Below are 24,321 nucleotides of genomic sequence, written 5' to 3' on the forward strand. Positions count from 1 at the left end.
TGCGGCACCGCACTGACGCACCACGAGCTATAAAGCCCGTCCCTGCCCCGGGGCCGGGAGTAGGAGGAGTTGGATGTTCAAGAACGCCGACGAAGTGAAGCAGTACATCGAGGAGAACGACGTCAAGTTCGTCGACGTCCGCTTCTGCGACCTGCCTGGTGTGATGCAGCACTTCACCATCCCGGCGCGAGCGTTCGACCCGGCGGAGGAGCTCGCCTTCGACGGATCCTCGATCCGCGGCTTCCAGGCGATCCACGAGTCCGACATGGCGCTGCGTGCCGACATCACCACCGCGCGTCTGGACCCGTTCCGCAAGGACAAGACGCTCAACATCAACTTCTTCATCCACGACCCGATCACGGGTGAGGCCTACAGCCGCGACCCGCGCAACATCGCGAAGAAGGCCGAGGCGTACCTCGCCTCCACCGGCATCGCCGACACCGCGTACTTCGGCCCCGAGGCCGAGTTCTACGTGTTCGACAGCGTGCGCTTCGCGACCTCCGCGAACGAGGGCTTCTACCACATCGACTCCGAGGCCGGCGCCTGGAACACCGGTTCCGAGGAGAACAACCGTGGTTACAAGGTCCGCTACAAGGGTGGTTACTTCCCCGTAGCCCCGGTCGACCACTTCGCCGACCTGCGCGCCGAGATCTCCCTCGAACTGGACGCCCAGGGCCTCCAGGTCGAGCGTCAGCACCACGAGGTCGGCACCGGTGGCCAGGCCGAGATCAACTACAAGTTCAACACGCTGCTCGCCGCGGCCGACGACCTGATGCTCTTCAAGTACATCGTGAAGAACGTCGCCTGGCGCAACGGCAAGACCGCCACCTTCATGCCGAAGCCGATCTTCGGTGACAACGGCTCGGGCATGCACGTGCACCAGTCGCTGTGGGCGAACGGCGACCCGCTGTTCTACGACGAGGCCGGCTACGCGGGCCTGTCGGACACCGCGCGCTACTACATCGGCGGCATCCTCAAGCACGCCCCGTCGCTGCTGGCGTTCACCAACCCGACGGTGAACTCCTACCACCGCCTGGTGCCGGGCTTCGAGGCTCCGGTCAACATGGTGTACTCGCAGCGCAACCGCTCCGCCGCCATGCGCATCCCGATCACGGGCTCGAACCCGAAGGCCAAGCGCGTCGAGTTCCGCGCGCCGGACCCGTCGTCCAACCCGTACCTCGCCTTCGCGGCGCTGCTGCTCGCGGGCCTCGACGGTGTCAAGAACAAGATCGAGCCGATGGAGCCGATCGACAAGGACCTCTACGAGCTCTCGCCCGACGAGCACGCGAGCGTCCCGCAGGTCCCGACCAGCCTCGAGGACGTCCTCAAGGCCCTGGAGGCGGACCACGAGTACCTCCTGGCCGGCGGTGTCTTCACCCCCGACCTGATCGAGACCTGGATCGACTACAAGCGCACGCACGAGATCGCCCCGATCGCGCAGCGTCCGCACCCGCACGAGTTCGAGCTCTACTTCGACCTCTAATAACGCCTGATGGGAGGCCCCCCGCCACGCTCCACGGAGTGTGGCGGGGGGCCTTTCCGCTTTGACAGGGCCGCACGGGCGAGTGAGGGTGGAAATGACCTAAAAGCCCAATAAGCGAGACATGTGCGGAGGTGCATGAGAATGCGCCGTAAGATCGTTGCGGCAGCCATGGCGGGCGCCGCGGGAATCGCAATAGGTCTGCTGCCCGTCGCCAGCGCCTCGGCTTCGGTCGTCACCGGTAACGGTGGCGGCGGCGGGAACGGCGGCTACGACTGCTGGCGCTACCCCTCCAACCGCTCCGACGCCCGGTGGGACGCCTGCTGCAACCACGACTGGCGCAACCGCCCCAGCTGGTGCTGGGACCAGGGCGGCGTCGGCGGGTACAACGACAACTGGCGCGACGACCACAACTGGCGCGACTCGAACTGGTCGAACTGGAACTGGAACGACTCCGGCCGCGGTGGCAACGGTGACTGGGGTAACCACGACGACTGGGGCAACGGCCGTGGCGGCAACGGCGACTGGGGCAACGGCCGCGGAGGCGACGGCGGCGGCAACTGGGGCGGCGACGGCGGTCGCGGTGGCGACGGCGGCGGCAACTGGGGCGGCGGGGGCGGTGACGGCGGTCGCGGAGGCGACGGCGGTGGAGGCAACTGGGGCGGCGGCGGAGGGGGCGGCGGTGGCGGTGGCGGCGGCTGGGGTGGCTGAGCCCCACCCGGAAACGTAGAGCCGCGGGCCCTGCCCGACCCGAACCCGATGCGATGCCCCTGTTCCTACCCCTGGCGGAGGAGCAGGGGCATCGCCCCTGTGAGGTCACGCAGGCAGCGGACCGCGAGTTCCGCCGGCGATCCGGGGCCCGAGACCGGGGCCTGCGTCGTCGACCACAGCTCCAGCGAGACACGGATCGCGTCCGTGGCCGCCGCCGCGAGCAGACGTACCTCCAGCGGGTCGGCCTCCGGGCCCGCCAGCCGGGAGATCACCGGGACCAGGTGCTCCTCGGAATCCTGGTTCACGCGGTACCAGACCGCGCGCAGGGCCTGGTCGTCCGCCGCCGCGCGCAGCAGGCCGCGGGTCACCTCCAGGCCCTCCTCGACCGCCTGCTGTCCGCTCAGGGACCGGGTGACCGCGCGTTCCAGCGCCTCGCCCAGCGGCGTGCCGGGGTCCTCCTCGGCGAGCACGGCGCGCCAGGCGTCACCGCCGCCGGCCAGCAGCGGGGCCACCGCCTCCTGCTTGTTGCGGAAGTAGCGGTAGAAGGTGCGCAGTGCCACCCCCGCCCGGTGGGCGATGTCCTCGGCGGTGGTGCCGTCGGGGCCGTGTTCGGCGAACAGTTCACAGGCCGCGCGGGCGATGTCGAGCTGGGTGGCGGCCTTGCGGCGCTCGGTCAGCGACTGGGCTCCGGGGCCGGCCTGGGGAGAGTACGGACGAGGGGATCTCACGGGTGAAGCGTACCCCCCGCCATCCCCGGCGATTACATGCTTTGTCGCCATGGCAAAACGTGTCATCACTTGGGTACGCTCGCGCCATGAACCGTTACGAAGGACGTCGCGTCCTCATCACCGGCGGTGGCTCCGGCATCGGCCAGGCCACCGTCCACCGCATCCTCGCCGAGGGCGGCCGGGTCCACACCGTGGACGTCAACGAGGCGGGCCTGAAGGCCACCGCCGACCGGGCCGCCGCCGACGGTCACGCGGCCCGGCTCACCACCGCGCTCCTCGACATAGCCGACGAGAGCGCCGTCAAGGAGGGCGTGGCCGCCGCTGCCGGCGTCCTCGGCGGGATCGACGTACTCGTCAACGCCGCCGGCATCCTGCGCTCCGGGCACACCCACGAGACCACCCTGGACCTCTGGAACCAGGTCATCGGGGTCAACCTGACCGGCACCTTCCTGATGATCCGCGAGACCCTCCCGGCGCTGCTCGCGGGCGACCGGCCGGTCGTCGTGAACTTCAGCTCCACCTCGGCGTCCTTCGCCCACCCCTACATGTCCGCCTACGCGGCCAGCAAGGGCGGCATCCAGTCCATGACCCACGCGCTGGCCGCCGAGTACAGCAAGCAGGGCCTGCGCTTCGTCAGCGTGGCACCCGGCTCCATCGAGAGCGGCATGACCACCGGCAACGGCCCCGGCCTGCCGGAGGACACCGACTGGTCCCTCTTCGCCAAGCTGGCCCCGGCCCTCGGGCAGGGCTTCGCCGGCCCGCAGACCGTCGCCGGCGTCGTCGCCATGCTGGGCTCCGAGGACGGCGCGTTCATCACCGGTACGGAGATCCGCATCGACGGCGGCACGCACTACTGATCAGGCGCGGAACCGGTCCCACAGCCGGGGGAAGCGCTCCGCGAGCACGGCTTCGTTCTCGAAGTCCAGCGGGGCGCCCTCCGGCTCGGCCGCCTGCATCGGGATGCCCAGATCCGGCGCCACGGCTCCGGTCAGCTGCTCGTACGCCTCGTCGGCCGCGTACCCCAGCTCCTCGCCGTCCCCGTCGATCTCCTCGTCGAACTCGCCCAGGAGCTCCGCCAGCTGGTCGGGATCGTGCACCCCGCCCTCGAACACCTCCCGCCCTTGGCCGATCAGCCAGCAGCGGAAGTAGTCGAAGGCGTCGTCGCTCGCCCCGTCGAGCAGCACCCAGGCCGCGCCCCACAGGTCCCAGGTGTACGCCCGGTTGTACCGGGACTCGAAGTGGCGGGCGAAGTCCAGGACGGAGTCCGGGTCGAGCAGTGCGAGCCGCTCCACGAGCAGCTCGGCGTGTTCCTCGGGGTCGCCGTCGGCGGCCTCGCGGGTACGGTCGACGATCTCCCAGAACTCCGTCTCGTCCATCACCGCTCCAGCATCACGGGTTCACCCCCCGGCCGCCACCGCTCATACGGCCAAAGGCCGGTGTCCGACCCCCTTGGCGGGGCCGGACACCGGCCTTCGGCGTGCTGTGCGCGGGCGCGGGACCCTACAGGCCGTAGCGCTCCCGGGCCTCCTTGACGGCGGACGCCGGCACCTCGCCACGGCGGGCGAGCTGGGCCAGCGCGGCCACCACGATCGACTGGGCGTCGACACCGAAGTGGCGGCGGGCGCCCTCGCGGGTGTCGGAGAGGCCGAAGCCGTCCGTACCGAGCGAGGTGTAGTCCTGCTCCACCCACTGGCTGATCTGGTCCGGGACCTGACGCATCCAGTCCGAGACGGCGAGCACCGGGCCGGCCGCGCCCTCCAGCGCGCGGGTGACGTACGGGGTGCGCACCTCGCCGCGCAGCAGCGCCTCGTCGCACTCCAGCGCCTCGCGCCGCAGCTCGCCCCAGGAGGTGGCGGACCAGACGTCGGCGGCCACGTTCCACTCGGCGGCCAGCAGCTTCTGCGCCTCCAGGATCCAGTGGATCGCCGTACCCGAGGCCATCAGCTGGACCTTGGGGGCGTCGGCGGCCGGGGCCGCCTCCGACAGGTCCGCCGCCGTGTTGAAGCGGTACAGGCCCTTGAGGATGCCCTCCTCCACGCCCTCCGGCATGGCGGGCTGCACCTTCGGCTCGTTGTAGACCGTCAGGTAGTAGAAGACGTCTTCCGGCGTCTCGCCGTACATCCGGCGCAGACCGTCCTTGACGATCACCGCGATCTCGTACGCGAAGGCCGGGTCGTAGTTGAGCGACGCCGGGTTCGTGGACGCGATCAGGTGCGAGTGGCCGTCCGCGTGCTGGAGGCCCTCACCGGTCAGCGTGGTGCGGCCGGCGGTGGCGCCGACGATGAAGCCCTTGCCGAGCTGGTCGGCGAGCTGCCACATCTGGTCGGCGGTGCGCTGCCAGCCGAACATCGAGTAGAAGATGTAGAACGGGATCATCGGCTCGCCGTGCGTCGCGTACGACGTGCAGGCGGCGATGAAGTCGGCCATGGCGCCGGCCTCGGTGATCCCCTCGTTGAGGATCTGGCCGTCCTTGGCTTCCTTGTAGTACATGAGCTGGTCGCGGTCGACCGGCTCGTACGTCTGGCCCAGCGGCGAGTAGATGCCGGCCGACGGGAAGAGGGACTCCATACCGAAGGTGCGGGCCTCGTCGGGGACGATCGGCACCCAGCGCTTGCCGGTCTCCTTGTCCCGCATCAGGTCCTTGACGAGCCGGACGAAGGCCATGGTGGTGGCCATCTCCTGCTTGCCGGAGCCCTTGAGCAGCGGGGCGAAGGAACGGTCCGCGGGGGCGGGCAGCGCGACGTGCTTGACCTTGCGGGCCGGGGCCGGACCGCCGAGCGCCGCGCGGCGCTCGTTCAGGTACTGCACCTCGGGGCTGTTCGCGCCCGGGTGGCCGTACGGGACCTGGCCGTCGGCGAAGGCGCTGTCGGGGATCGGGAGGCCAAGGAGGTCACGCATGTCCTTGAACTCGTCGATCGTCAGCTTCTTCATCTGGTGGTTCGCGTTCTTCGACTCGAACCCGGCGCCCAGCGTGTAGCCCTTGACGGTCTGCGCGAGGATGACCGTCGGCGCACCCTTGTGCTCCAGGGCGGCCTTGTACGCGGCGTAGACCTTGCGGGGCTCGTGGCCGCCGCGGGAGGAGTGGAAGCACTCGGCGATCTTCGCGTCGGACAGTACGCCCGCCAGCTGCACGAGGTCGGCGTTGGCGCCGAAGAAGTGCTGGCGGATGTAGGCCACGTCGCGGGTCGCGTACGTCTGGAACTGCGCGTCCGGTACCTCGCGCAGGCGGCGTACGAGGGCGCCCGTGGTGTCGAGCTGGAACAGCTCGTCCCAGGCGGAGCCCCACAGCGACTTGATGACGTTCCAGCCGGCGCCGCGGAACTGGGCCTCCAGCTCCTGGACCACGCGGAAGTTGGCGCGGACCGGACCGTCGAGGCGCTGCAGGTTGCAGTTGATGACGAAGGTCAGGTTGTCGAGCTGCTCGCGGGAGGCGAGGGCCAGGGCGGCGGTCGACTCGGGCTCGTCCATCTCGCCGTCGCCCAGGAAGGCCCAGACGTGCGAGTTGGCGGTGTCCTTGATGCTCCGGTTCTGCAGGTAGCGGTTGAAACGCGCCTGGTAGATCGCGGAGAGCGGGCCGAGGCCCATGGACACCGTCGGGAACTCCCACAGCCACGGCAGGCGCCGCGGGTGCGGGTAGGACGGCAGGCCGTTGCCGCCGGACTCCTGGCGGAAGTTGTCGAGCTGCTGCTCGGAGACGCGTCCGTCGAGGAACGCGCGGGCGTAGATGCCGGGGGAGGCGTGGCCCTGGATGTAGAGCTGGTCGCCCGATCCGTCGGCCTCCTTCCCGCGGAAGAAGTGCTGGAAGCCGGTCTCGTAGAGCCACGCGGCGGAGGCGAAGGTGGCGATGTGGCCGCCGACGCCGTACTTGGAGCCGCGGGTCACCATGGCGGCCGCGTTCCAGCGGTTCCATGCGGTGATCCGGGCTTCCATCTCCTCGTCGCCGGGGAACTCGGGCTCCGCGGCGGTGGGGATGGTGTTGACGTAGTCCGTCTCCAGCAGCTTGGGCAGGGCGAGGCCGGCGGCCTCGGCGTGCTGGAGCGTGCGGCGGAGCAGGTATTCGGCGCGGCGCGTACCGGCGGCCTGTGCGACGGCGTCGAGGGAGGCCGCCCATTCGGCGGTCTCCTCGGTGTCGCGGTCCGGGAGCTGGTCGAGCTCGCTCGGAAGCTTTCCTACGGGGTCGGACATTGCTGTGCGCCGCCTTCCGGACAAAGGAGAGGTGGTGAAAAAATCCCTGACGGGCAGGACAGGGTCGGTGGACCTGGTTGAGGTCCGCGACGACTGTAAATCGCTGATCGATGATCGATCAAATGAAAGTGACAAAGAAACGTCCATCCGGCGAAAGTCGGCACCGCGTGCCAGAGAAAAAGGCACGCGGTGCCGGTCAAATGCGGACGAACAGGCGCTCTCGCAGTGGATCAAGCGCGCGGGGCGCACCCCAGGACATGCCGCTTCACGAGCAGCCCGATGTCCGGATCCTGACTGCGGAACGCCTCGACGAGGGCCTCGTGCTCCTCGGCGTACGACTTCTGGACGGTCCCCAGCCAGCGGATGGACAGCGCCGTGAAGACCTCGATGCCCAGGCTCTCCCAGGTGTGCAGCAGCACGCTGTTCCCGGCCGCCCGCACCATCTCCCGGTGGAACCCGACGGTGTGCCGCACCTGCGCGGTCCCGTCCTCGGTCCGGTCGGCCTCCCACAGCGCCGCCACGTGCGGCTCCAGCGCCGAGCAGTCGCTCGCCAGCCGCGGCGCGGCCAGCTCGGCCGCGATCTGCTCCAGACCGGCCCGGACCGGGTAGATCTCCTCCAGGTCGGCCGCGGAGAGGTTCCGTACGCGCACGCCCTTGTTCGGTGCCGACTCGATCAGCCGCAGCGTCTCCAGCTCGCGCAGGGCCTCCCGTACGGGGGTCTGGCTGACCTCCAGCTCCACGGCGATCCGGCGCTCGACGATCCGCTCGCCGGGCTTCCAGCGCCCGCTGACGATCCCCTCCACGATGTGCTCGCGGATCTGCTCGCGCAGCGAGTGCACGACGGGTGGGGTGATCATCGGGGCTTCATCTCCTGTAGGGGCAATGCATCGCTTCGATGCGTAGACAATACGGCCGAGTAGCCCCCACCGGATGCGTTCCCGGTCGCGGACGCCGGGTGAGGCTGGTTACAACAGGCTCCGGACCAGGGCTCCGAGAGGGATACGACGACGGCGCCCCCGCCCGGAGGTGTTCCGGGCGGGGGCGCCGTGCCGTGTGCGACGGCCGGGGCCGTGCGGTGACCCTTACAGGCCGAGCTCGACCTCGAACTCGCCGGCTTCGAGGATCGCCTTGACGGCCGAGAGGTACCGGGCCGCGTCCGCGCCGTCCACCAGGCGGTGGTCGTAGGACAGGGTCAGGTACGTCATGTCGCGGATGCCGATGTTGGTGCCCTCGGCGGTCTCGATGACCACCGGGCGCTTCACCGTGGCACCGATGCCCAGGATGGCGACCTGGTTCGGGGGCACGATGACCGTGTCGAACAGCGCACCGCGCGAGCCGGTGTTGCTGATGGTGAAGGTCGCGCCCGACAGCTCGTCCGGCGTGATCTTGTTGCCGCGGACCTTGGCGGCCAGGTCGGCGGTCGCCTTGGAGATGCCCGCCAGGTTGAGGTCACCGGCACCCTTGATGACCGGGGTCATCAGGCCCTTCTCGGAGTCCACGGCGATGCCGATGTTCTCCGAGTCGAAGTAGGTGATGGTGCCCTCGTCCTCGTTGATCCGGGCGTTGACGACCGCGTGGGCCTTCAGCGCCTGGGCCGCGGCCTTGACGAAGAACGGCATCGGCGAGAGCTTGACGCCCTCACGGGCCAGGAACGCGCCCTTGGCCTTCTCGCGCAGCTTCATGATCTTGGTGATGTCCACCTCGACCACGGAGCTGAGCTGGGCCTGCGAGTGCAGGGCCTTCATCATGTTGTCGCCGATGACCTTGCGCATGCGGGTCATCTTGACGGTCTGACCGCGCAGCTCGGACACCGCGGCGGCCGGAGCCTTCGCGGCCGGAGCGGCGGCGGCCGGCGCCGGGGCGGCAGCGGCGGCCTTGGCGGCCTCGGCGGCGGCCAGGACGTCCTGCTTGCGGATACGGCCACCGACACCGGTGCCCGAGACCGTGGACAGGTTGACGCCGGACTCCGAGGCGAGCTTGCGCACCAGCGGGGTCACGTACGCGGCCTCGTCACCGGCGGACGCCGGAGCGGAGGCCGGGGCGACCGGAGCCGGGGCGGCCGGAGCGGCCGGGGCCGGAGCGGCCACCGGGGCGGCGGCCTGGACCGGAGCCGGAGCGGCGACCGGAGCGGCCGGGGCGACCGGAGCCGGAGCGGCGACCGGGGCAGCCGGGGCGACCGGGGCCGGAGCGGCCACGGGGGCCGGGGCGGCAGCCGGAGCCGGGGCGGCCGGAGCGGCCGGAGCGGCGCCGGCGACGCCGATGACGGCCAGACGGGCGCCGACCTCGGCGGTCTCGTCCTCGCCGACCAGGATCTCCAGCAGCGTGCCGGAGACCGGCGCCGGGATCTCGGTGTCGACCTTGTCCGTGGAGACCTCGAGCAGCGGCTCGTCGGCCTCGACGGACTCGCCGACCTGCTTCAGCCAGCGGGTGACGGTGCCCTCGGTGACGGACTCGCCCAGGGCGGGGAGCACGACATCGGTGCCGGACGCGGCATGGCCCCCGGCAGTCTCAGCAACGGGCGCCTCGGCGACGGGAGCCGGAGCCGCGGGGGCCTCGGCGACCGGGGCCGGAGCGGCGGCGGGGGCCTCGGCGGCGGCCGGCTCGGCGGCCGGAGCCGCAGCAGCGGCCGGAGCGCCGGAGCCGTCGTCGATGACGGCCAGCTCGGCGCCGACCTCGACGGTCTCGTCCTCGGCGACCTTGATGGAGGCCAGGATGCCCGACACGGGGGAGGGGATCTCGGTGTCGACCTTGTCGGTCGAGACCTCGAGCAGCGGCTCGTCGGCCTCGACGCGCTCGCCCTCGGCCTTCAGCCAGCGGGTGACAGTGCCCTCGGTGACGCTCTCACCGAGCGCCGGAAGGGTTACGGAAACCGACATGGTTTCAGTTGCTCCTAACGAATGTGCGGAAGTGGTCGTCGCGCCCGTGACGAATTAGTCGTGGGAGTGAAGCGGCTTGCCGGCGAGGGCCAGGTGGGCCTCGCCCATCGCTTCGTTCTGGGTCGGGTGCGCGTGGATGAGCTGCGCGACCTCGGCCGGCAGAGCTTCCCAGTTGTAGATCAGCTGGGCCTCGCCGACCTGCTCGCCCATCCGGTCACCGACCATGTGGACGCCGACCACGGCACCGTCCTTGACCTGGACGAGCTTGATCTCGCCCGCGGTCTTGAGGATCTTGCTCTTGCCGTTGCCCGCCAGGTTGTACTTCAGGGCCACGACCTTGTCCGCGCCGTAGATCTCCTTGGCCTTGGCCTCGGTGATGCCGACGGAAGCGACCTCGGGGTGGCAGTAGGTGACGCGCGGGACACCGTCGTAGTCGATCGGGACGGCCTTGAGGCCGGCCAGACGCTCTGCGACCAGGATGCCCTCGGCGAAGCCGACGTGCGCGAGCTGGAGGGTGGGGACGAGGTCACCGACGGCCGAGATGGTCGGCACGTTGGTCTGCATGTACTCGTCGACCAGGACGTAGCCGCGGTCCATCGCGACGCCCTGCTCCTCGTAGCCCAGACCCTGCGAGACGGGGCCGCGACCCACCGCGACCAGCAGCACCTCGGCCTCGAAGGTCTTGCCGTCGACCAGCGTCACGCGGACGCCGTTCTCCGTGTACTCGGCCTTGTCGAAGAAGGTGCCCAGGTTGAACTTGATGCCGCGCTTGCGGAACGCGCGCTCCAGCAGCTTCGAGCTGTTCTCGTCCTCGACCGGCACGAGGTGCTTGAGGCCCTCGATGACGGTGATGTCGGAACCGAAGGACTTCCACGCCGAGGCGAACTCGACGCCGATGACGCCGCCGCCCAGGACGATCGCCGACTCGGGGACGCGGTCCAGGACCAGCGCGTGGTCCGAGGAGATGATGCGGTTGCCGTCGATGTTCAGGCCCGGCAGCGACTTCGGCACGGAGCCGGTCGCCAGCAGGATGTGGCGGCCCTGGATGCGCCGGCCGTTCACGTCGACGGAAGTCGGGGAGGAGAGGCGGCCCTCTCCCTCGATGTAGGTCACCTTGCGGGAGGCGACCAGGCCCTGCAGACCCTTGTACAGGCCCGAGATGACCTCGTCCTTGTACTTGTGGACACCCGCGATGTCGATTCCCTCGAAGGAGGTCTTGACACCGAACTGGGCGGCTTCACGAGCCTGGTCCGCGATCTCGCCCGCGTGCAGCAGAGCCTTCGTGGGGATGCAGCCGTTGTGCAGGCAGGTGCCGCCGAGCTTGTTCTTCTCGATCAGGGCAACGTCCAGACCCAGCTGGGATGCGCGCAGCGCCGCGGCGTAACCGCCACTGCCACCGCCGAGGATCACTAGGTCGAAAACGGTGCTGGCGTCGTTCGCCACGTCACGTCCTCCATGCATGTGCGCCGGGCACCGGTCCTCTGTGACCGGGCGGCGGCTGGTATACGGCCGCTTGTTTCTTCGGCCCTGTGGTGGGGGCCCTGTCCTGCCGAGAACCCATCTTCGCATTTGTCGGGGGAACGCGGGACGCCGGGCCCACGATGTGATCGGGCGATCCTCCCGGACCGGGGGTTACCGAGGCGTAGGTACCTACCGAGATACCTACCGATTCCTTCAGGTTTCGTCGTGAGACGGACGCACCCCGGGCCCTGACCCGGCCCGGGGTGCGTCACGTCACATCGAACGGAGCAATCAGCCCAGGTCGCCCGTGGCCGTGCGCTCGGCGAGACGCACCAGGGTGCGGACGGCGGAGCCGGTGCCGCCCTTGGGGGTGTAGCCGTGCGGCGCGCCCTCGTGGAAGGCCGGGCCGGCGATGTCGAGGTGGGCCCAGGTGATGCCCTCGCCGACGAACTCCTGCAGGAAGAGGCCGGCCACCAGGCCGCCGCCCATGCGGACACCCATGTTCGCGATGTCGGCGGTGGGGGAGTCCATGGTCTTGCGCAGCTCGGCGGGGAGCGGCATCGGCCAGGAGGACTCGCCGACCTCCTCGGCGATCTCGTGGATCGACGTGCGGAAGGCGTCGTCGTTGGCCATGATCCCGAAGGTGCGGTCGCCGAGGGCGAGCACCATGGCGCCGGTCAGGGTGGCGACGTCGACGATCGCGTCCGGGTTGTCCTCGGAGGCCTTGGTCAGCGCGTCACCGAGGACCAGACGGCCCTCGGCGTCCGTGTTGAGGACCTCGACGGTCTTGCCGCTGTACATGCGCAGCACGTCACCGGGCTTGGTGGCGGAGCCGGACGGCATGTTCTCGGCGAGCGCGAGCCAGCCGGTGACGTTGACCCGCAGGCCCAGCTTCGCGGCCGCGACGACGGAGGCGAAGACGGCGGCGGCGCCGGCCATGTCGCACTTCATCGTCTCGTTGTGGCCGGCCGGCTTCAGGGAGATGCCGCCCGAGTCGTAGGTGATGCCCTTGCCGACGAAGGCCAGGGTCTTCTCCGCCTTGGGGTGCGTGTAGGTGAGCTTCACCAGGCGCGGCAGGTTCTCGGAGCCCTTGCCGACGCCCATGATGCCGCCGAAGCCACCCTTGATCAGGGCCTTCTCGTCCAGCACCTGGACCTTGATGCCGTTCTCCTTCGCGGCCGCGGAGGCGACCGCGGCGAAGGCCTCGGGGGTCAGGTCGTTCGGCGGGGTGTTGACCAGGTCACGGGCGACGTTGACCTCGGCCGCCACGATCTCGGCGCGCTCGGCGGCGGCCTTGTGCTCCTTGTCGCGGGGCTTGGCGCCCAGCAGGGCCACCTCGGCCAGCGGGGCCTTCGGGGCAGCGCCCTTGGCCTCCTTGCGGGCCTTGTTCTCGCCGCCCTGGTAGGCGGTGAAGGCGTAGGCGCCCAGCAGGGCGCCCTCGGCGACGGCGGTGACGGCCGAGGCGTCCTCCAGCGGGAGGGCGAAGGCGGCCTTCTTGCTGCCGTGCAGCGCGCGGGCGGCGGCGCCGGCGGCGCGGCGCAGCACCTCCTCGTCGAACGACTCGTCCTTCTCGGGGACGGAGCCGAGCCCCACCGCCAGCACGACCGGGACCTTGAGGCCCGCCGGGGCCGGCAGCTTGGTGATCTCGCCTTCGGCGCCGGAGGCGCCCAGCGCGTCGAGGACGCCGGCGAGCTTACCGTCGAACGCCTTGTCCACGGCCTCGGCGCCTGCGGCGACGATCGGTCCCTTGGGGCCCTTCGCCACGCCGACCACGAGGGCGTCGGCGCGGAGCGTCGCCGCGCCGGCAGTGCTGAGAGTCAGAGCAGTCACGGTGGTGAAGTCTCGCTTCCGTTTGTGTGTGTGGGCCGAGTGGGTGGACGGCCATCCGTAGCGATCGTATTCGGGCCCGACGGCCGCCAGAAATGAGCCTACGCGTACGCGCTCGTCCGTACGTCACTCGAAGGTTTGGCAAGTTGTTCGATCAAGAGGCCGTCAGGTTCACCCATCTGTGGACTCTGCTCCAGGTTTGCCTCGTAGGCCTGACGAGGTCCGAAAGACTCGGTCCACTCTCGCAAGGGGACGCGGGGTTCCTTTGCATGATTTCCACAGAGCCTCCCAGGCCCGGCCGTCCGCCAAGGGCCGAGTCGAGGGACGCCTGCGGGGGGAAAGGCCGAAATGGTCAACAAGAACCGGATGAACAGGGTCGCCGCGATGATGGCGGCAGCCGCCCTGGTGTCCGTGGCAGTACCCGCCGCGACCGCCCAGGCGGCCGTGACACCGCGCATCGACCTGAAGGTGCTGGTCGTCGACGACGGTGGCAGCTCGGTCGAGGCGATCACCGCGGAACTCCGCGACACGGGGGTGCCCTACACCCGCGTCCAGCTGGGCAGCAGCGGCCGCCCGGTCATCGACGCGGGCTTCCTCAGCGACACGGTGGACGGCCGTCCGCGCGCCAAGTACCAGGGTGTCGTCCTGCCGAACGAGAACCCGTTCGGCGAGGGCTCGGCCGAGATGGCCGCCCTCACCGCCTACGAGACGGCCTACGGCATCCGCCAGGTCGACGCCTACACCTGGGCCCACCCGGGCGTCGGGCTGGAATACACCGACAACGGCGGCTACAGCGGCCAGCTCGACGGCACCCAGGCCGCCGTCACCACCGCCGGAAAGGCCGGCCCCTTCGCCTACCTCGGCGGCCAGGTCACCTTCGAGGACAACTCGGCCCTGGTCCCCGAGAGCTTCGGCTTCATGGGCAAGCCGCGCCCCGGCTACACCAGCTACGTCGACGCGCCCGTCGGCTCCGGCCGGGCCTCGCTCGTCGGCGAGTACGCGCACGACGGCCGCAGCGAACTGGTCGTCACCTTCGGCTACAACCAGTACCAGCAGCAGTTCCGGCTGCTCGCCCGCGGCATCGTCGACTGGCTGACCCAGGGGGTGCACCTCGGCCAGAGCCGCAACTACTTCGCGGTCCACGTCGACGACGTCTTCGCCCCCGACGCCCGCTGGAACAAAGACCTGAACTGCACGCCGGGCGACTACGCCTGCGCGGGCGGCGAGGGCAAGGAGAGCACCATCCGGATGAGCGCCGCCGACGCCGTGTACGCGGCGCAGTGGCAGACGTCGAAGAACTTCAAGCTCGACATGCTCTTCAACGGCGGTGCCGGGGAGGAGTGGAAGGCCGAGAACGGCGGCGTCGACGCGCTGACCGCCCAGCTCGTCGCCGACCGCGCCAAGTACCGGTGGATGAACCACACCTACACCCACCCGTTCCTCGGCTGTGTCCAGAACACCGCCGTCACCCCGTGGACCTGTACGAAGAACGCCGCGGGCGCGATCCAGTACATGAGCCGCGCCGAGATCTCCGCCCAGATCCGCGACAACAACAACTGGGCCGCCGCCAAGGGCATCACCACCGACAAGACCGAACTGGTCACCGGTGAGCACTCCGGCCTCAAGACCGCACCGCAGCAGCCCGTGGACAACCCCAACCTGGCCGGCGCCCTCGCCGACAACGGGGTCAAGTGGGCGGGCAGCGACAACTCCCGCGAACCCGCGCAGCGAGCGGTCGGCGCGGCCCTCACCGTCCCCCGGCACCCGATGAACGTGTACTACAACACGGGCACCAACGCCGAGATGGCCGACGAGTACAACTGGATCTACACCAGCCGCGCCCAGGGCGGGAGCGGCGTCTGCGAGGACAACCCGGCGACCTCCACCTGCCTGCCGGCCCCGCTGAACGTCAACACCGGCTACCTCGACAGCATCGTCCCGGCCGAGGCCCGCACCGCCCTGCGCCACGTCCTGGCCAACGACCCGCGCCCGCACTACGTCCACCAGTCCAACCTCGCCGAGGACCGGACCCTCTACCCCGTGCTCAACCAGGTCCTCGACACCTACCGCGCCCTCTACGCCCCCAGCGCGCCGATCGTCAACCAGAGCATGAAGGACACCGGCGTCGAGTTCCAGCGCCGCGCCGCCTGGGACAAGGCCCTCGCGGACGGCAAGGTCACCGCCTACCGCATCGGCAAGGACATCACCATCAAGGCGCCCTCCGGGGTCGTCGCCCCGGTGACCGCCCCCACCGGCACCAAGAAGCAGCTGCTGCTCGGCACCGCCGACTTCGGCACCGCCTACGCCGGTACCCGCTCCGCCTGGGCCGGTCCCGAGCTGCTCCAGAGCGCCGTCACGCTCAAGCTGCCCAGCTGACCGTCCCGCAAGCCACCACGAGTACCACCTAGCGCCGGCGCTCCGCGAACCCACGGGCGCCGGCCCCTTTTCCGTCCTGGGGGGACACACCGCATGAGTCATGGGCGTCACGTCACCATGCTCACCGAAGGCACCTATCCGCACGTCCACGGGGGCGTCAGCACCTGGTGCGACCAACTGGTACGAGGTATGCCGGAGGTCGACTTCAACGTCATAGCCCTGACCGGCTCCGGACGAGAGCCGGTCACCTGGGAACTGCCCCGCAACGTCTACCGGCACACCGCCTTCCCGCTCTGGGGGCCGCTCCCGTCCCGCATCCGCCGGTCGGCCCTGCGCGGCAAGGCCCACCGCCGCTTCACCGAGGTCTACGAGAGCTTCCTGCTCTCCCTGCTCGACCCCGAGCCCGATCCCGCCCGGCACAGCTTCTCCGAGGCCCTGCGCGAACTGGCCGTCCTGGCCCGGGCCGGCAAACTCGCACCGGCCCTGCGCTCCGAATCGGTCCTGCGGCTCCTGATGACCGTATGGACCCGCCCCGGGCTCGTCACCGCCCAGGCAGGGCCCACCATCCACGACGCGCTCACCGCCACCGACCTGCTGGAACACGCACTGCGCCCGCTCGGTGTCCGGATCCCGCCCGACAGCGTCGCGCACGCCGTCAGCAGCGGCCTCGCCACCCTCCCGGCCCTCGCCGCCAAATACCTCGACGGGGTCCCCTTCCTGCTCACCGAGCACGGCATCTACCTGCGCGAGCGCTACCTCGGCTACCGCAGCGCCGCCCAGCGCTGGCCCGTCAAGGCCCTCATGCTCGGCTTCTACCGCGAGCTCAACACCGAGGGCTACCGGCAGGCCGACCTGATCACCCCGTGCAACCAGTACAACCGCCGCTGGGAGGAGCGCGGAGGCGCCGATTCCGACCGCATCCGCACCGTCTACAACGGCGTCGACCCGCACGCGTTCCCCGAGGCCGGCCCCGAACCCGACGTGCCCACCCTCAGCTGGTGCGGCCGCATCGACCCGATCAAGGACCTCGAAACCCTCATCCGGGCCTACGCCTTCATGCGCGAGGAACTGCCCGCCCTGCGGCTGCGCCTCTTCGGCCCCGTCCCGGCCGGCTGCGAGGAGTACAAGCTCCGCCTGGAGAAGCTCGCCGCCGAACTCGGCGTGACCGACGGGATCACCTACGAGGGCCGCATCGACCAGGTGGCCCAGGCCTACGCGGCCGGCAGCGTCGTCATGCTCTCCTCCATCAGCGAGGGCTTCCCCTTCAGCATCATCGAAGCCATGTCCTGCGGCCGCACCACCGTCTCCACCGACGTCGGCGGCGTCCGCGAGGCCGTCGGCGACACCGGCCTCGTCGTACCGCCCCGCGAGCCCGAGACCATGGCCCGCGCCACCCTCGCCCTGCTCCGCGACGACGAACGCCGGGCCGAACTCGGCCGGATGTCCCGCAAGCGGGTCGTGGAGAAGTTCACCCTCCACCGGTCCGTGGACGGCTTCCGGCACATCTACCGCGAACTCGCCGGCCAGCCCGTCCTGCCCGTCCACGCGGGCGACGAATGGACCCAGCGGCTCGCCGATCCCTGGTACCGCGAACTCGCTGCCGACGGGAGCCTGTGGTGAGCGGATCCCTCTGGCTCAAGCCGCCCGGCTCCGGACCTGGTTCCGGCGCCGACACCCTCCCGGCCGTCCCGCGGCCACGCCGCGACGGCCCCGGCGCCGACGTCACCGCCGCCGACGCCGCCACCGACCCGATGGACGAACTCGCCGAGCGCCTCGACGTGTTCATCGCCTCCGCCGTCCACCCCGACGAGATCGCCGCCATCCTCGAATCCGACGGCATGACGGACGAGTACATCCGGCTCACCTACGGCCGGCACGACTCCTTCGGACTCGCCGAGGAGCTCTACGCCCGGGTGCCCCGCTCCTTCCCGGAGCCGGGCGCCGCCCCCGACCCCTGGAAGGTCTCCCTCACCGCCTGCCTGCTGCGCGGGGTGATCTTCGCCCTGCCCGGCCTGGCCTACCTGCTCGGCGCCCCCCTGCTCGAAGGCCCCCAGGACCGCCTCGGCCTGCCCGCCGGGACCCTGACCCTGCTCGCCGGCGCGCTCATCGGCTGGGTCTGGGACCAGACCCTGTCCCACCGGGCCTACTCCTGGCTCGGCCTCGGCGACCGGGGCGCCGCCGGGCGGACCCTGCTCGTCGGAGCGCCCGTCGGTGCCCTGCTGGGCACCGCCGCCGCACTGGCGGTACCCGGCGGGCCCCCGTTCTCCTACGCCTTCGCCGCCGGACAGGCCTTCTACGTCGGGGCCGCCACCGTCCTGCTGGTCCTCGGCCGGGAACGGGTCCTGCTCGCCGCACTCGCCCCGATGGCCGTCGGAGCCCTGCTCGCGCTCTTCGTCGACCTGCCCGTGCCGGTCCGGGTGACCCTGCTCGTGGTGTCCCTGCTGGCCGCCTGCACCCTGGCCCTGCGGGAACTCCCGCTGGCGGACGGGTTCCGGACCGCCGTGCACCGGATCCGCGCCTCGGCGGCCCGCCGCCCCGGCCAGGGCCCCGTGCGCTGGCAGATGCTGCGCGGCGCCGAGGAGGACTTCGCACCCCGCGGACCCCGGATCGGGGACTCGGTCCCCTACGGGGTCTTCGGCCTCGGCACCGGCCTGCTCGTGCTGTACGCCGCCCTCGGGGAGGTCCTCGCCGGAGGCCCCGCCGAGGCGGTCGCCGCCCCCTCGGCGGTGGCCCTCACCCTCAGCATGGGCCCGGCCGAATGGCTGCTCCACCGGTTCCGCAGCGGGACCCTCTCCGGGCTCCAGGGGGCCCGCTCGCCCCGGGCCTTCCGCCGGCGGATGCTCGCCACCCTGACCCGCTGCCTCGCCGTCTACCTGACCGTCCTGCTGGCCCTGGGCCTGGCCGGCACCCTGCTCTGGCCCGGAGCCCCCATGCTCACCGGAGTCCGGATCGCGACCCTGCTGCTGCTCGGGGCCGTCATGTGGACCGGGCTGCTCCTGCAGTCCTTCGGGGCGGTCCGGCCCGCGGCCGTGGTCTGCTCCTCGGCCGCCGTAGCCCAGAGCCTGGCCCTGCTGACCGGGCTCGGCCAGCCCCGGGCGGTCCAGCTGGTGGTGGCGGGCGCCGCCGCCGTACTGGCCACCCTGGTCTGCCTGTTCCTCGGCCGCGCGACCGCCCACCGATGACGCACCATCCGTCCGAGAAGAAGGACCCCATGCTGCTGGTGCCCCTCTACGAGCATCCCGCCGACCGGCCGGAAGCCTGGGAGCGGCTCATCCGCTCCGCCGGCCGGCTGCACTCGGTGGTCCTCAACCCCGACAGCGGTCCGGGTGCCGCCCGCGACGAACGGTTCGCCGTCGTCGCCGAACGGCTGCGTGAGGCCGGGGTACCCGTCCTCGGGTACGCCGACACCGACTACGGGCGGCGCCCGCACGCCGAGGTGGTGCAGGACCTGCTGCGCCACCGCGACTGGTACACCACCGACGGGGCCTTCCTCGACCAGGCCTCCGCCGACCCCGAACTGCTCCCGCACTACGGGCGGCTCGCGGTGGCCGCCCGGGCCGCGGGCGCCCGTACCCTCGTCCTCAACCACGGGGTCCACCCGCACCCCGGCTACGCCGAACTCGCCGACCTGCTCGTCACCTTCGAGGGCCCCTGGGACGCCTACCGGGACGCGGCCGCCGTACCGCCCTGGACCGCCGACCATCCGGCCCAGCGGTTCTGCCACCTCGTGTACGCCGTCCCGCCGGGCGCGCTCGCCGCCCGGCTCGCCGAGGAGCTCGCCTCCGAACGCGGGGCCGGGGTGCACTGCGCCGTCCCGGGCAGCGGCGCGCACCCCTGGGGGACCCTCCCGTACGCCCTGGAGGCGGCGGGATGAGGAAACTCGCACTCCTGCTGGCCGTCCCCCTGCTGCTGCTCGCCGCGTGCACCACCCAGCCGGAACCGGAACGCGACGAGCTGTCGCCCGACCCGCCGCCGGGCCGGCGGTGGCAGCCGAAGCCGGGGGTCGGCTGGCAGTGGCAGCTCACCGGCAAGCTCGACACCTCGGTGAAGGCGGCCGTGTACGACGTCGACGGGTTCAACACCACCAAGGAGCAGCTGGCCACCCTGAAGAAGGACGGCCGCAAGACCATCTGCTACATCTCCACCGGCGCCTGGGAGGACTTCCGGCCGGACGCCGCCGACTTCCCGAAGACGCTGCTGGGCGAGGGCAACGGCTGGGAGGGCGAACGCTGGCTGGACATCCGGCGCCTGGCGGAACTGGAACCGCTGATGGGCAAGCGGTTCGACATGTGCAAGGTGAAGGGCTTCGACGCGGTGGAGCCGGACAACATGGACGGCTACGCCAACCGGTCCGGGTTCCCGCTGACCGCGGACGACCAGCTGAAGTACAACCGCCTGATCGCCCGGCTGGCGCACGACCGGGGCATGTCGGTGGGGCTGAAGAACGACCTGGACCAGATCCCGGAGCTGGTGGGCGACTTCGACTTCGCGGTCAACGAGCAGTGCGTGGAGTACGAGGAGTGCGACCGGTACGCGCCGTTCACCGACGCGGGCAAGGCGGTGTTCCACGTGGAGTACGAGGGCAAGCCGAAGCGGTGGTGCCCGCAGGCCCGTGCGGCGAAGCTGAGCTCCCTCCAGAAGCGGTACGACCTGGACGCGTGGCGCCAAACCTGCCCCTAGCCTGGCCGGCCGTATTTCAGCCTCGCCGGCGTTTGAGGCGCGGGGTCTGGGGCGGCGCCCCAGGGAACCCGGCTCCGCCGGGCACCGGGCTCCGCCCGGACCCGCGCCTCAAACGCCGGCGAGGCTGAAATTGGCCGGGCCGAGGCTGGATTTGGCTGGGCCGAGGGGGAGGCGGCTATCCCATGGGGAGGATGGCGTGGACTCGGTAGCCGCCGCCGTAGCGGGGGCCCGCGAAGCAGGAGCCGCCCAGGGCGCCGGTGCGCTCGCGCATGCCGAGGAGGCCGTGGCCGCCGCCCGGGTCGGCCGGTTCCGGGGCCGCGTCGGCCGTCTCACCGCCGTCGTCGAGGACGGTCACCTCCACCGACGGCCCGACTCCGACCACGCTGACCTCGGCCTTCGCGCCGGGGCCTGCGTGCTTGCGGACGTTCGTCAGCGCCTCCTGGATCACCCGGTAGGCCGCCAGGTCCACGGCCGCCGGCAGCGGCCCCGCCGCCCCGTCCAGCTGGACGATCACCTCCACCGGCAGCCCGGCGTGCCGGAAGGTGTCCACCAGCTCGTCCAGGACGCCGAGCCCCGGCGCCGGCTCCGTCGGCGCCTCCGGGTCGCCGGACTGCCGCAGCAGCCCGACCGTGGCTCGCAGTTCGTTCAGCGCCGACCGGCTGGCGTCCCGTACGTGCGCCAGCGCCTCCTTGGCCTGGTCCGGGCGCTTGTCCATGACGTGCGCGGCCACTCCCGCCTGCACGTTGACCAGGGCGATGTGATGGGCCACGACGTCGTGCAGGTCCCGGGCGATCCGCAGCCGCTCCTCGGCGACCCGCCGCCTGGCCTCCTCGTCCCGGGTCCGCTCGGCGCGCTCGGCCCGTTCCCGGATGGCGTCGACGAAGGCCCGCCGGCTGCGTACGGCGTCCCCGGCGGCCGCGGCCATCCCGGTCCAGGCGAAGATCCCGATGTTCTCCTGGGCGTACCAGGGCAGCGGCCCGGCGAGCATGGCCACGCCCGTCAGCCCCGCCATGGTGAGCAGCCCGATCCGCCAGGTCGTCGGCCGGTCGGTGTGGGCGGCCACCGTGTACAGGGCGATCACCGCGCACATGGCGACGGGCGCCCGCGGCTCCCCGGTGGTCAGCTCCAGCAGGGACAGCCCGCAGGTCACGGCGAGCACGGCGCGCGGCTGACGGCGCCGGAAGACCAGGGCGGCCGCGCCGAGCAGCATCAGCAGCAGCGAGAACGGCTCCGGGGTGCGCGTCCCGAAGGTGGGCCCGTGCGGTCCGTGCGGATCGGCGAAGGAGCCGACGACCATGGCGACGAACGCCCCGAACGCCAGCACGGCATCGGTGGCCAGCGGGTGGGCCCGCATCCACTGCCGGGTGGGGGCGAACCGCGCGGAGTCTGTCGTCACCCGGATACGGTACGGCCTCATCCGCCGGCACCCCCTACGGCGGAGGGTGGTGCCCCAGCGGGACGCGGGAGCGCACCGGACCCCAGTGCGCCCGCATCACGCACACCGCCATGACGGCGGTGATGGCCGCCAGGTGCTCCTTGCCCGCCAGGTTGTCCTTGACCAGCACCTCGCCGATCATCACCAGGATCACCAGGGCGCCGGTCAGGTACGCCCGGTAGCGCCAGCAGACGTAGATGGCCAGCCCCACCACCGCCGCCGAGGGCCCGGTGTCGTTGACGATCCGGTCGGACACCGGCAGGCCGAGGGGATGGTCCGGCCCGAGCGCGAGCCCGATCCGCGCGTACGTGGTCCCGGCGAGCGTGGCGACGTAGCCGATCAGCAGGGTGCGCCACCAGCCGATGCAGATCTCGGCGATGCCGAAGACGAGCAGGATCTGCGCGAGCGCCCCCCACACCGGCAGGTCCAGGGCGGGGACGAACAGCGACAGCGGGGTGCGCATGAGGGCCAGCCCGAGCGGATCGGCGGCCTTGACCGATCCGAGGTCCTGGACCGGCTGGAACCCCCAGGAGGTGTTCTGCACGATCTGGAAGACCGAGGTCAGACAGACCGCGCCGAGGGTCATCGGGATCGCCCGCCACGTGTCGCGGACGAGCGCGTCCCGGACGGTCCAGAACATGGGTCCCCACTCACGGCGGGCGAACCGCCGGAGTGAGGAGGTGTTCCACGCTGTCAACGGCGGGTCTCCAGGTGTCTGCGGTGCAGCCACTTCGGAAGGCCGGGGGCCTCCAGGAAGCCCTCGGCCCGGCCGGCCGCGACACCGATCCGCAGCAGGTCCGAACTCTTCTCGAAGAGCATGAACCGCGGTTCCCAGATCGGCCGGTATTTGGCGTTGGCCCGGTAGAGGGACTCGATCTGCCACCAGCGGGAGAAGAAGCTGAGCAGCGAGCGCCACATCCGCAGCACCGGACCGGCGCCGAGCCTGGACCCGCGCTCGAAGACGGACCGGAACATCGCGAAGTTGAGGGAGACCTGGGTGACCCCGATCTCCTTGGAGCGTTCGAGGAGTTCGATGACCATGAACTCCATCAGGCCGTTCTCGGAGTCCCGGTCACGGCGCATCAGGTCGAGCGACAGGCCCTTGGGACCCCACGGTACGAAGGACAGCACGGCCCGCAGCTCGCCGTTGCCGTCGGTGCACTCCAGCATCACGCACTGGCCGTCGGCGGGATCACCCAGGCGGCCCAGCGCCATGGAGAAGCCGCGCTCGGTGGCGCCGTCGCGCCAGTCGTCGGCACGGCGCACCAGCTCGGCCATCTCCTCGGCCGGGATGTCGTCGTGGCGGCGGATGCGGACCGTGTACCCGGCCCTCCTGACGCGGTTGAATGCCTGCCGGACGGTCCGCATCGCACGGCCCTCCAGGGTGAAGTCGGCGGTCTCGACGATCGCCTCGTCACCGAGTTCGAGGGCGTCCAGGCCGTGCCGCGCGTAGATCTGCCCGGCCTCCTCGCTCGCCCCCATCACGGCCGGCACCCAGCCGTGCTCACGGGCCTCGGCCAGCCACGGATCGATGGCGCCGGGCCAGGCTTCCGGGTCTCCGATCGGGTCGCCGGAGGCCAGGGAGACCCCGCCGACGACGCGGTAGGTGACGGCGGCCTTGCCGGTGGGGGACCAGATGACGGACTTCTCGCGGCGCAGCGCGAAGTAGCCGAGCGAGTCGCGGTCGCCCTGCCGGGCCAGCAGCGCCCGCAGCCGCTCCTCGTCCTCCTCGCTGATCGGGTCGACGGCGCGGCGCGAGCGGAAGGCGGCGAACAGCACGGCGAGCAGCAGCAGCATCGACATGACGTTGATGCACACGTCCACCCAGCCGGGCGTGACGATCGCCTCGGAGGCCCGCTCGCCGGGCGTCAGGGTGATCAGCCGCATCACGCCGTACCACCAGCGCTCCGGGAACGAGGCCTCCGAGGCGATCGGGGAGGTGTTGGTGGCGCCGACGAGCAGGGCCGCGACCAGCGAGGTGAGCAGCAGACCGACGGCGGCGACGGCGCTGGCGAGCGTCGGGTTGGAGCGGTCGCCCTTGGCGTAGAACTCGTGACGGCCCAGCAGCAGGGCCGCCGTGAAGGCGGCGGTCAGGACCAGGGAGACCCAGTTCTGCGTGTGCTCGCGGATCTCCTCGTGGGTGGACAGCGCGTAGGCGAGCAGCAGGGCCAGGAGGCCGCTGAGGACGAGGTTGAGGATCCAGGAGGCCCGCTTGCGGCGGCCGAGGGTGACGGCGAGCAGCAGCGTGAACAGCCCGGAGGCGAACCCCGCGGTGAGCATGTACGGGGTGTAGAAGTCCTCGATGTTGTGGCGCCTCAGGTCTTGCCCGAGCGAAACCCACACCGCGCTGAGGAAGTTGATGAAGGTGACGGCGCGCAGGTACCACACCGCGAACGCGGCGCCGTGCCGTGAACGGGCGCTCCCCCGGCCGGTCTCCCGGCCGCTCCCCGCCGCCCTGCCGGCGGGGTCGCCGCCGGTCTCTTTCCTGCCGGCTGACGGACCGGTCGCCGGTGCGGCGGTGCGGTCGGTCTCTGCGCTGGTCAAACGGACCTCTCCCATAAA

General features: G+C 71.2%; 18 protein-coding genes. 8 read left to right on the forward strand and 10 right to left on the reverse strand.

The window, feature by feature from the left end; all coding sequences use genetic code 11:
• The first annotated feature begins 73 nt into the window (after nt 1–73).
• Together glnA and KO717_RS25800 are read left to right on the forward strand one after the other, a co-directional pair.
• Entirely contained in the window at nt 74–1,483 is a 1,410-nt protein-coding gene (gene glnA / locus KO717_RS25795; protein WP_109778591.1) for a type I glutamate--ammonia ligase, read from the forward strand.
• Nucleotides 1,484–1,624: 141 nt separating this feature from the next.
• On the forward strand, nt 1,625–2,191 hold the full coding sequence (locus KO717_RS25800; protein ID WP_301371606.1) for a hypothetical protein: 567 nt from the start codon (nt 1,625–1,627) through the stop codon (nt 2,189–2,191).
• A 65-nt stretch (nt 2,192–2,256) separates the two neighbouring features.
• Here the strand turns inward: KO717_RS25800 and KO717_RS25805 are convergent, their stop codons facing one another.
• Entirely contained in the window at nt 2,257–2,919 is a 663-nt protein-coding gene (locus KO717_RS25805; RefSeq protein WP_301371607.1) for a TetR/AcrR family transcriptional regulator, read from the reverse strand.
• 86 nt (nt 2,920–3,005) lie between these two features.
• Here KO717_RS25805 and KO717_RS25810 point away from each other — a divergent pair, with 86 nt between their 5' ends.
• Nucleotides 3,006–3,776 (forward strand): SDR family NAD(P)-dependent oxidoreductase, encoded by a 771-nt coding sequence (locus KO717_RS25810; protein WP_301371608.1) that lies wholly within the window; start codon nt 3,006–3,008, stop codon nt 3,774–3,776.
• Here the strand turns inward: KO717_RS25810 and KO717_RS25815 are convergent, their stop codons facing one another.
• The 6 genes from KO717_RS25815 to KO717_RS25840 all read right to left on the reverse strand — a co-directional run bounded on the left by KO717_RS25815 (nt 3,777) and on the right by KO717_RS25840 (nt 13,271).
• Nucleotides 3,777–4,295 (reverse strand): DUF4240 domain-containing protein, encoded by a 519-nt coding sequence (locus KO717_RS25815; RefSeq protein ID WP_301371609.1) that lies wholly within the window; start codon nt 4,293–4,295, stop codon nt 3,777–3,779.
• A 124-nt stretch (nt 4,296–4,419) separates the two neighbouring features.
• The gene (gene aceE, locus KO717_RS25820) at nt 4,420–7,104 is read right to left on the reverse strand and encodes a pyruvate dehydrogenase (acetyl-transferring), homodimeric type (RefSeq protein ID WP_301371610.1); all 2,685 of its coding nucleotides are present in this window, start codon (nt 7,102–7,104) and stop codon (nt 4,420–4,422) included.
• Nucleotides 7,105–7,334: 230 nt separating this feature from the next.
• Nucleotides 7,335–7,958 carry a GntR family transcriptional regulator gene (locus KO717_RS25825; RefSeq protein ID WP_030010631.1) on the reverse strand — a complete coding sequence of 208 codons (624 nt, stop codon included), beginning with the start codon at nt 7,956–7,958 and terminating at the stop codon, nt 7,335–7,337.
• Nucleotides 7,959–8,186: 228 nt separating this feature from the next.
• Complete coding sequence (gene sucB / locus KO717_RS25830) at nt 8,187–9,980, reverse strand: 2-oxoglutarate dehydrogenase, E2 component, dihydrolipoamide succinyltransferase (RefSeq protein WP_301371611.1); 1,794 nt, start codon at nt 9,978–9,980, stop codon at nt 8,187–8,189.
• Nucleotides 9,981–10,034: 54 nt separating this feature from the next.
• Nucleotides 10,035–11,423 (reverse strand): dihydrolipoyl dehydrogenase, encoded by a 1,389-nt coding sequence (lpdA, locus tag KO717_RS25835; RefSeq protein WP_030731050.1) that lies wholly within the window; start codon nt 11,421–11,423, stop codon nt 10,035–10,037.
• A gap of 309 nt (nt 11,424–11,732) precedes the next feature.
• Nucleotides 11,733–13,271 (reverse strand): leucyl aminopeptidase, encoded by a 1,539-nt coding sequence (locus KO717_RS25840; RefSeq protein ID WP_301371612.1) that lies wholly within the window; start codon nt 13,269–13,271, stop codon nt 11,733–11,735.
• A 345-nt stretch (nt 13,272–13,616) separates the two neighbouring features.
• On the opposite strand from KO717_RS25840, the gene KO717_RS25845 reads away from it, so the two are divergent.
• From KO717_RS25845 to KO717_RS25865, 5 genes are all read left to right on the forward strand, one after another.
• Entirely contained in the window at nt 13,617–15,644 is a 2,028-nt protein-coding gene (locus KO717_RS25845; RefSeq protein WP_301371613.1) for a hypothetical protein, read from the forward strand.
• A 93-nt stretch (nt 15,645–15,737) separates the two neighbouring features.
• The gene (gene pelF, locus KO717_RS25850) at nt 15,738–17,264 is read left to right on the forward strand and encodes a GT4 family glycosyltransferase PelF (protein WP_301371614.1); all 1,527 of its coding nucleotides are present in this window, start codon (nt 15,738–15,740) and stop codon (nt 17,262–17,264) included.
• Nucleotides 17,261–18,826: a hypothetical protein gene (locus tag KO717_RS25855; RefSeq protein WP_301371615.1), complete on the forward strand. Its 1,566-nt coding sequence runs from the start codon at nt 17,261–17,263 to the stop codon at nt 18,824–18,826. Before pelF ends, KO717_RS25855 begins: the two co-directional genes overlap by 4 nt.
• Complete coding sequence (locus KO717_RS25860; RefSeq protein WP_301371616.1) at nt 18,823–19,518, forward strand: spherulation-specific family 4 protein; 696 nt, start codon at nt 18,823–18,825, stop codon at nt 19,516–19,518. The genes KO717_RS25855 and KO717_RS25860 overlap by 4 nt, the downstream gene beginning before the upstream one ends.
• The gene (locus tag KO717_RS25865; protein WP_301371617.1) at nt 19,515–20,324 is read left to right on the forward strand and encodes an endo alpha-1,4 polygalactosaminidase; all 810 of its coding nucleotides are present in this window, start codon (nt 19,515–19,517) and stop codon (nt 20,322–20,324) included. Before KO717_RS25860 ends, KO717_RS25865 begins: the two co-directional genes overlap by 4 nt.
• Nucleotides 20,325–20,499: 175 nt before the next feature.
• Here the strand turns inward: KO717_RS25865 and KO717_RS25870 are convergent, their stop codons facing one another.
• Genes KO717_RS25870 through KO717_RS25880 form a run of 3 tightly spaced genes read right to left on the reverse strand, consistent with a single transcriptional unit; the run spans nt 20,500 to nt 24,318 of the window.
• Nucleotides 20,500–21,741, reverse strand: a complete 1,242-nt coding sequence (locus KO717_RS25870) for a sensor histidine kinase (protein WP_301371618.1) — start codon at nt 21,739–21,741, stop codon at nt 20,500–20,502.
• Between the two features lie 13 nt (nt 21,742–21,754).
• Nucleotides 21,755–22,399: a hypothetical protein gene (locus KO717_RS25875; RefSeq protein WP_301371619.1), complete on the reverse strand. Its 645-nt coding sequence runs from the start codon at nt 22,397–22,399 to the stop codon at nt 21,755–21,757.
• Between the two features lie 53 nt (nt 22,400–22,452).
• A complete protein-coding gene (locus tag KO717_RS25880) occupies nt 22,453–24,318 on the reverse strand; it encodes a phosphatidylglycerol lysyltransferase domain-containing protein (RefSeq protein WP_301371620.1) in 1,866 nt (621 codons plus the stop codon).
• Nucleotides 24,319–24,321: the final 3 nt, after the last annotated feature.

Origin of the sequence: Streptomyces xanthophaeus, assembly GCF_030440515.1 — a bacterium.
GTDB lineage: Bacteria > Actinomycetota > Actinomycetes > Streptomycetales > Streptomycetaceae > Streptomyces > Streptomyces kutzneri.

Bases quoted from the DNA above. Each gene is read 5' to 3' on its own strand.
- glnA (WP_109778591.1), top strand. From the start codon at position 74: ATGTTCAAGAACGCCGACGAAGTGAAGCAGTACATCGAGGAGAACGAC.
- KO717_RS25800 (WP_301371606.1), top strand. From the start codon at position 1,625: ATGCGCCGTAAGATCGTTGCGGCAGCCATGGCGGGCGCCGCGGGAATC.
- KO717_RS25810 (WP_301371608.1), top strand. From the start codon at position 3,006: ATGAACCGTTACGAAGGACGTCGCGTCCTCATCACCGGCGGTGGCTCC.
- KO717_RS25815 (WP_301371609.1), bottom strand. From the start codon at position 4,295: ATGGACGAGACGGAGTTCTGGGAGATCGTCGACCGTACCCGCGAGGCC.
- aceE (WP_301371610.1), bottom strand. From the start codon at position 7,104: ATGTCCGACCCCGTAGGAAAGCTTCCGAGCGAGCTCGACCAGCTCCCG.
- sucB (WP_301371611.1), bottom strand. From the start codon at position 9,980: ATGTCGGTTTCCGTAACCCTTCCGGCGCTCGGTGAGAGCGTCACCGAG.
- KO717_RS25845 (WP_301371613.1), top strand. From the start codon at position 13,617: ATGGTCAACAAGAACCGGATGAACAGGGTCGCCGCGATGATGGCGGCA.
- pelF (WP_301371614.1), top strand. From the start codon at position 15,738: ATGAGTCATGGGCGTCACGTCACCATGCTCACCGAAGGCACCTATCCG.
- KO717_RS25860 (WP_301371616.1), top strand. From the start codon at position 18,823: ATGACGCACCATCCGTCCGAGAAGAAGGACCCCATGCTGCTGGTGCCC.
- KO717_RS25865 (WP_301371617.1), top strand. From the start codon at position 19,515: ATGAGGAAACTCGCACTCCTGCTGGCCGTCCCCCTGCTGCTGCTCGCC.
- KO717_RS25870 (WP_301371618.1), bottom strand. From the start codon at position 21,741: ATGAGGCCGTACCGTATCCGGGTGACGACAGACTCCGCGCGGTTCGCC.
- KO717_RS25875 (WP_301371619.1), bottom strand. From the start codon at position 22,399: ATGTTCTGGACCGTCCGGGACGCGCTCGTCCGCGACACGTGGCGGGCG.
- KO717_RS25880 (WP_301371620.1), bottom strand. From the start codon at position 24,318: ATGGGAGAGGTCCGTTTGACCAGCGCAGAGACCGACCGCACCGCCGCA.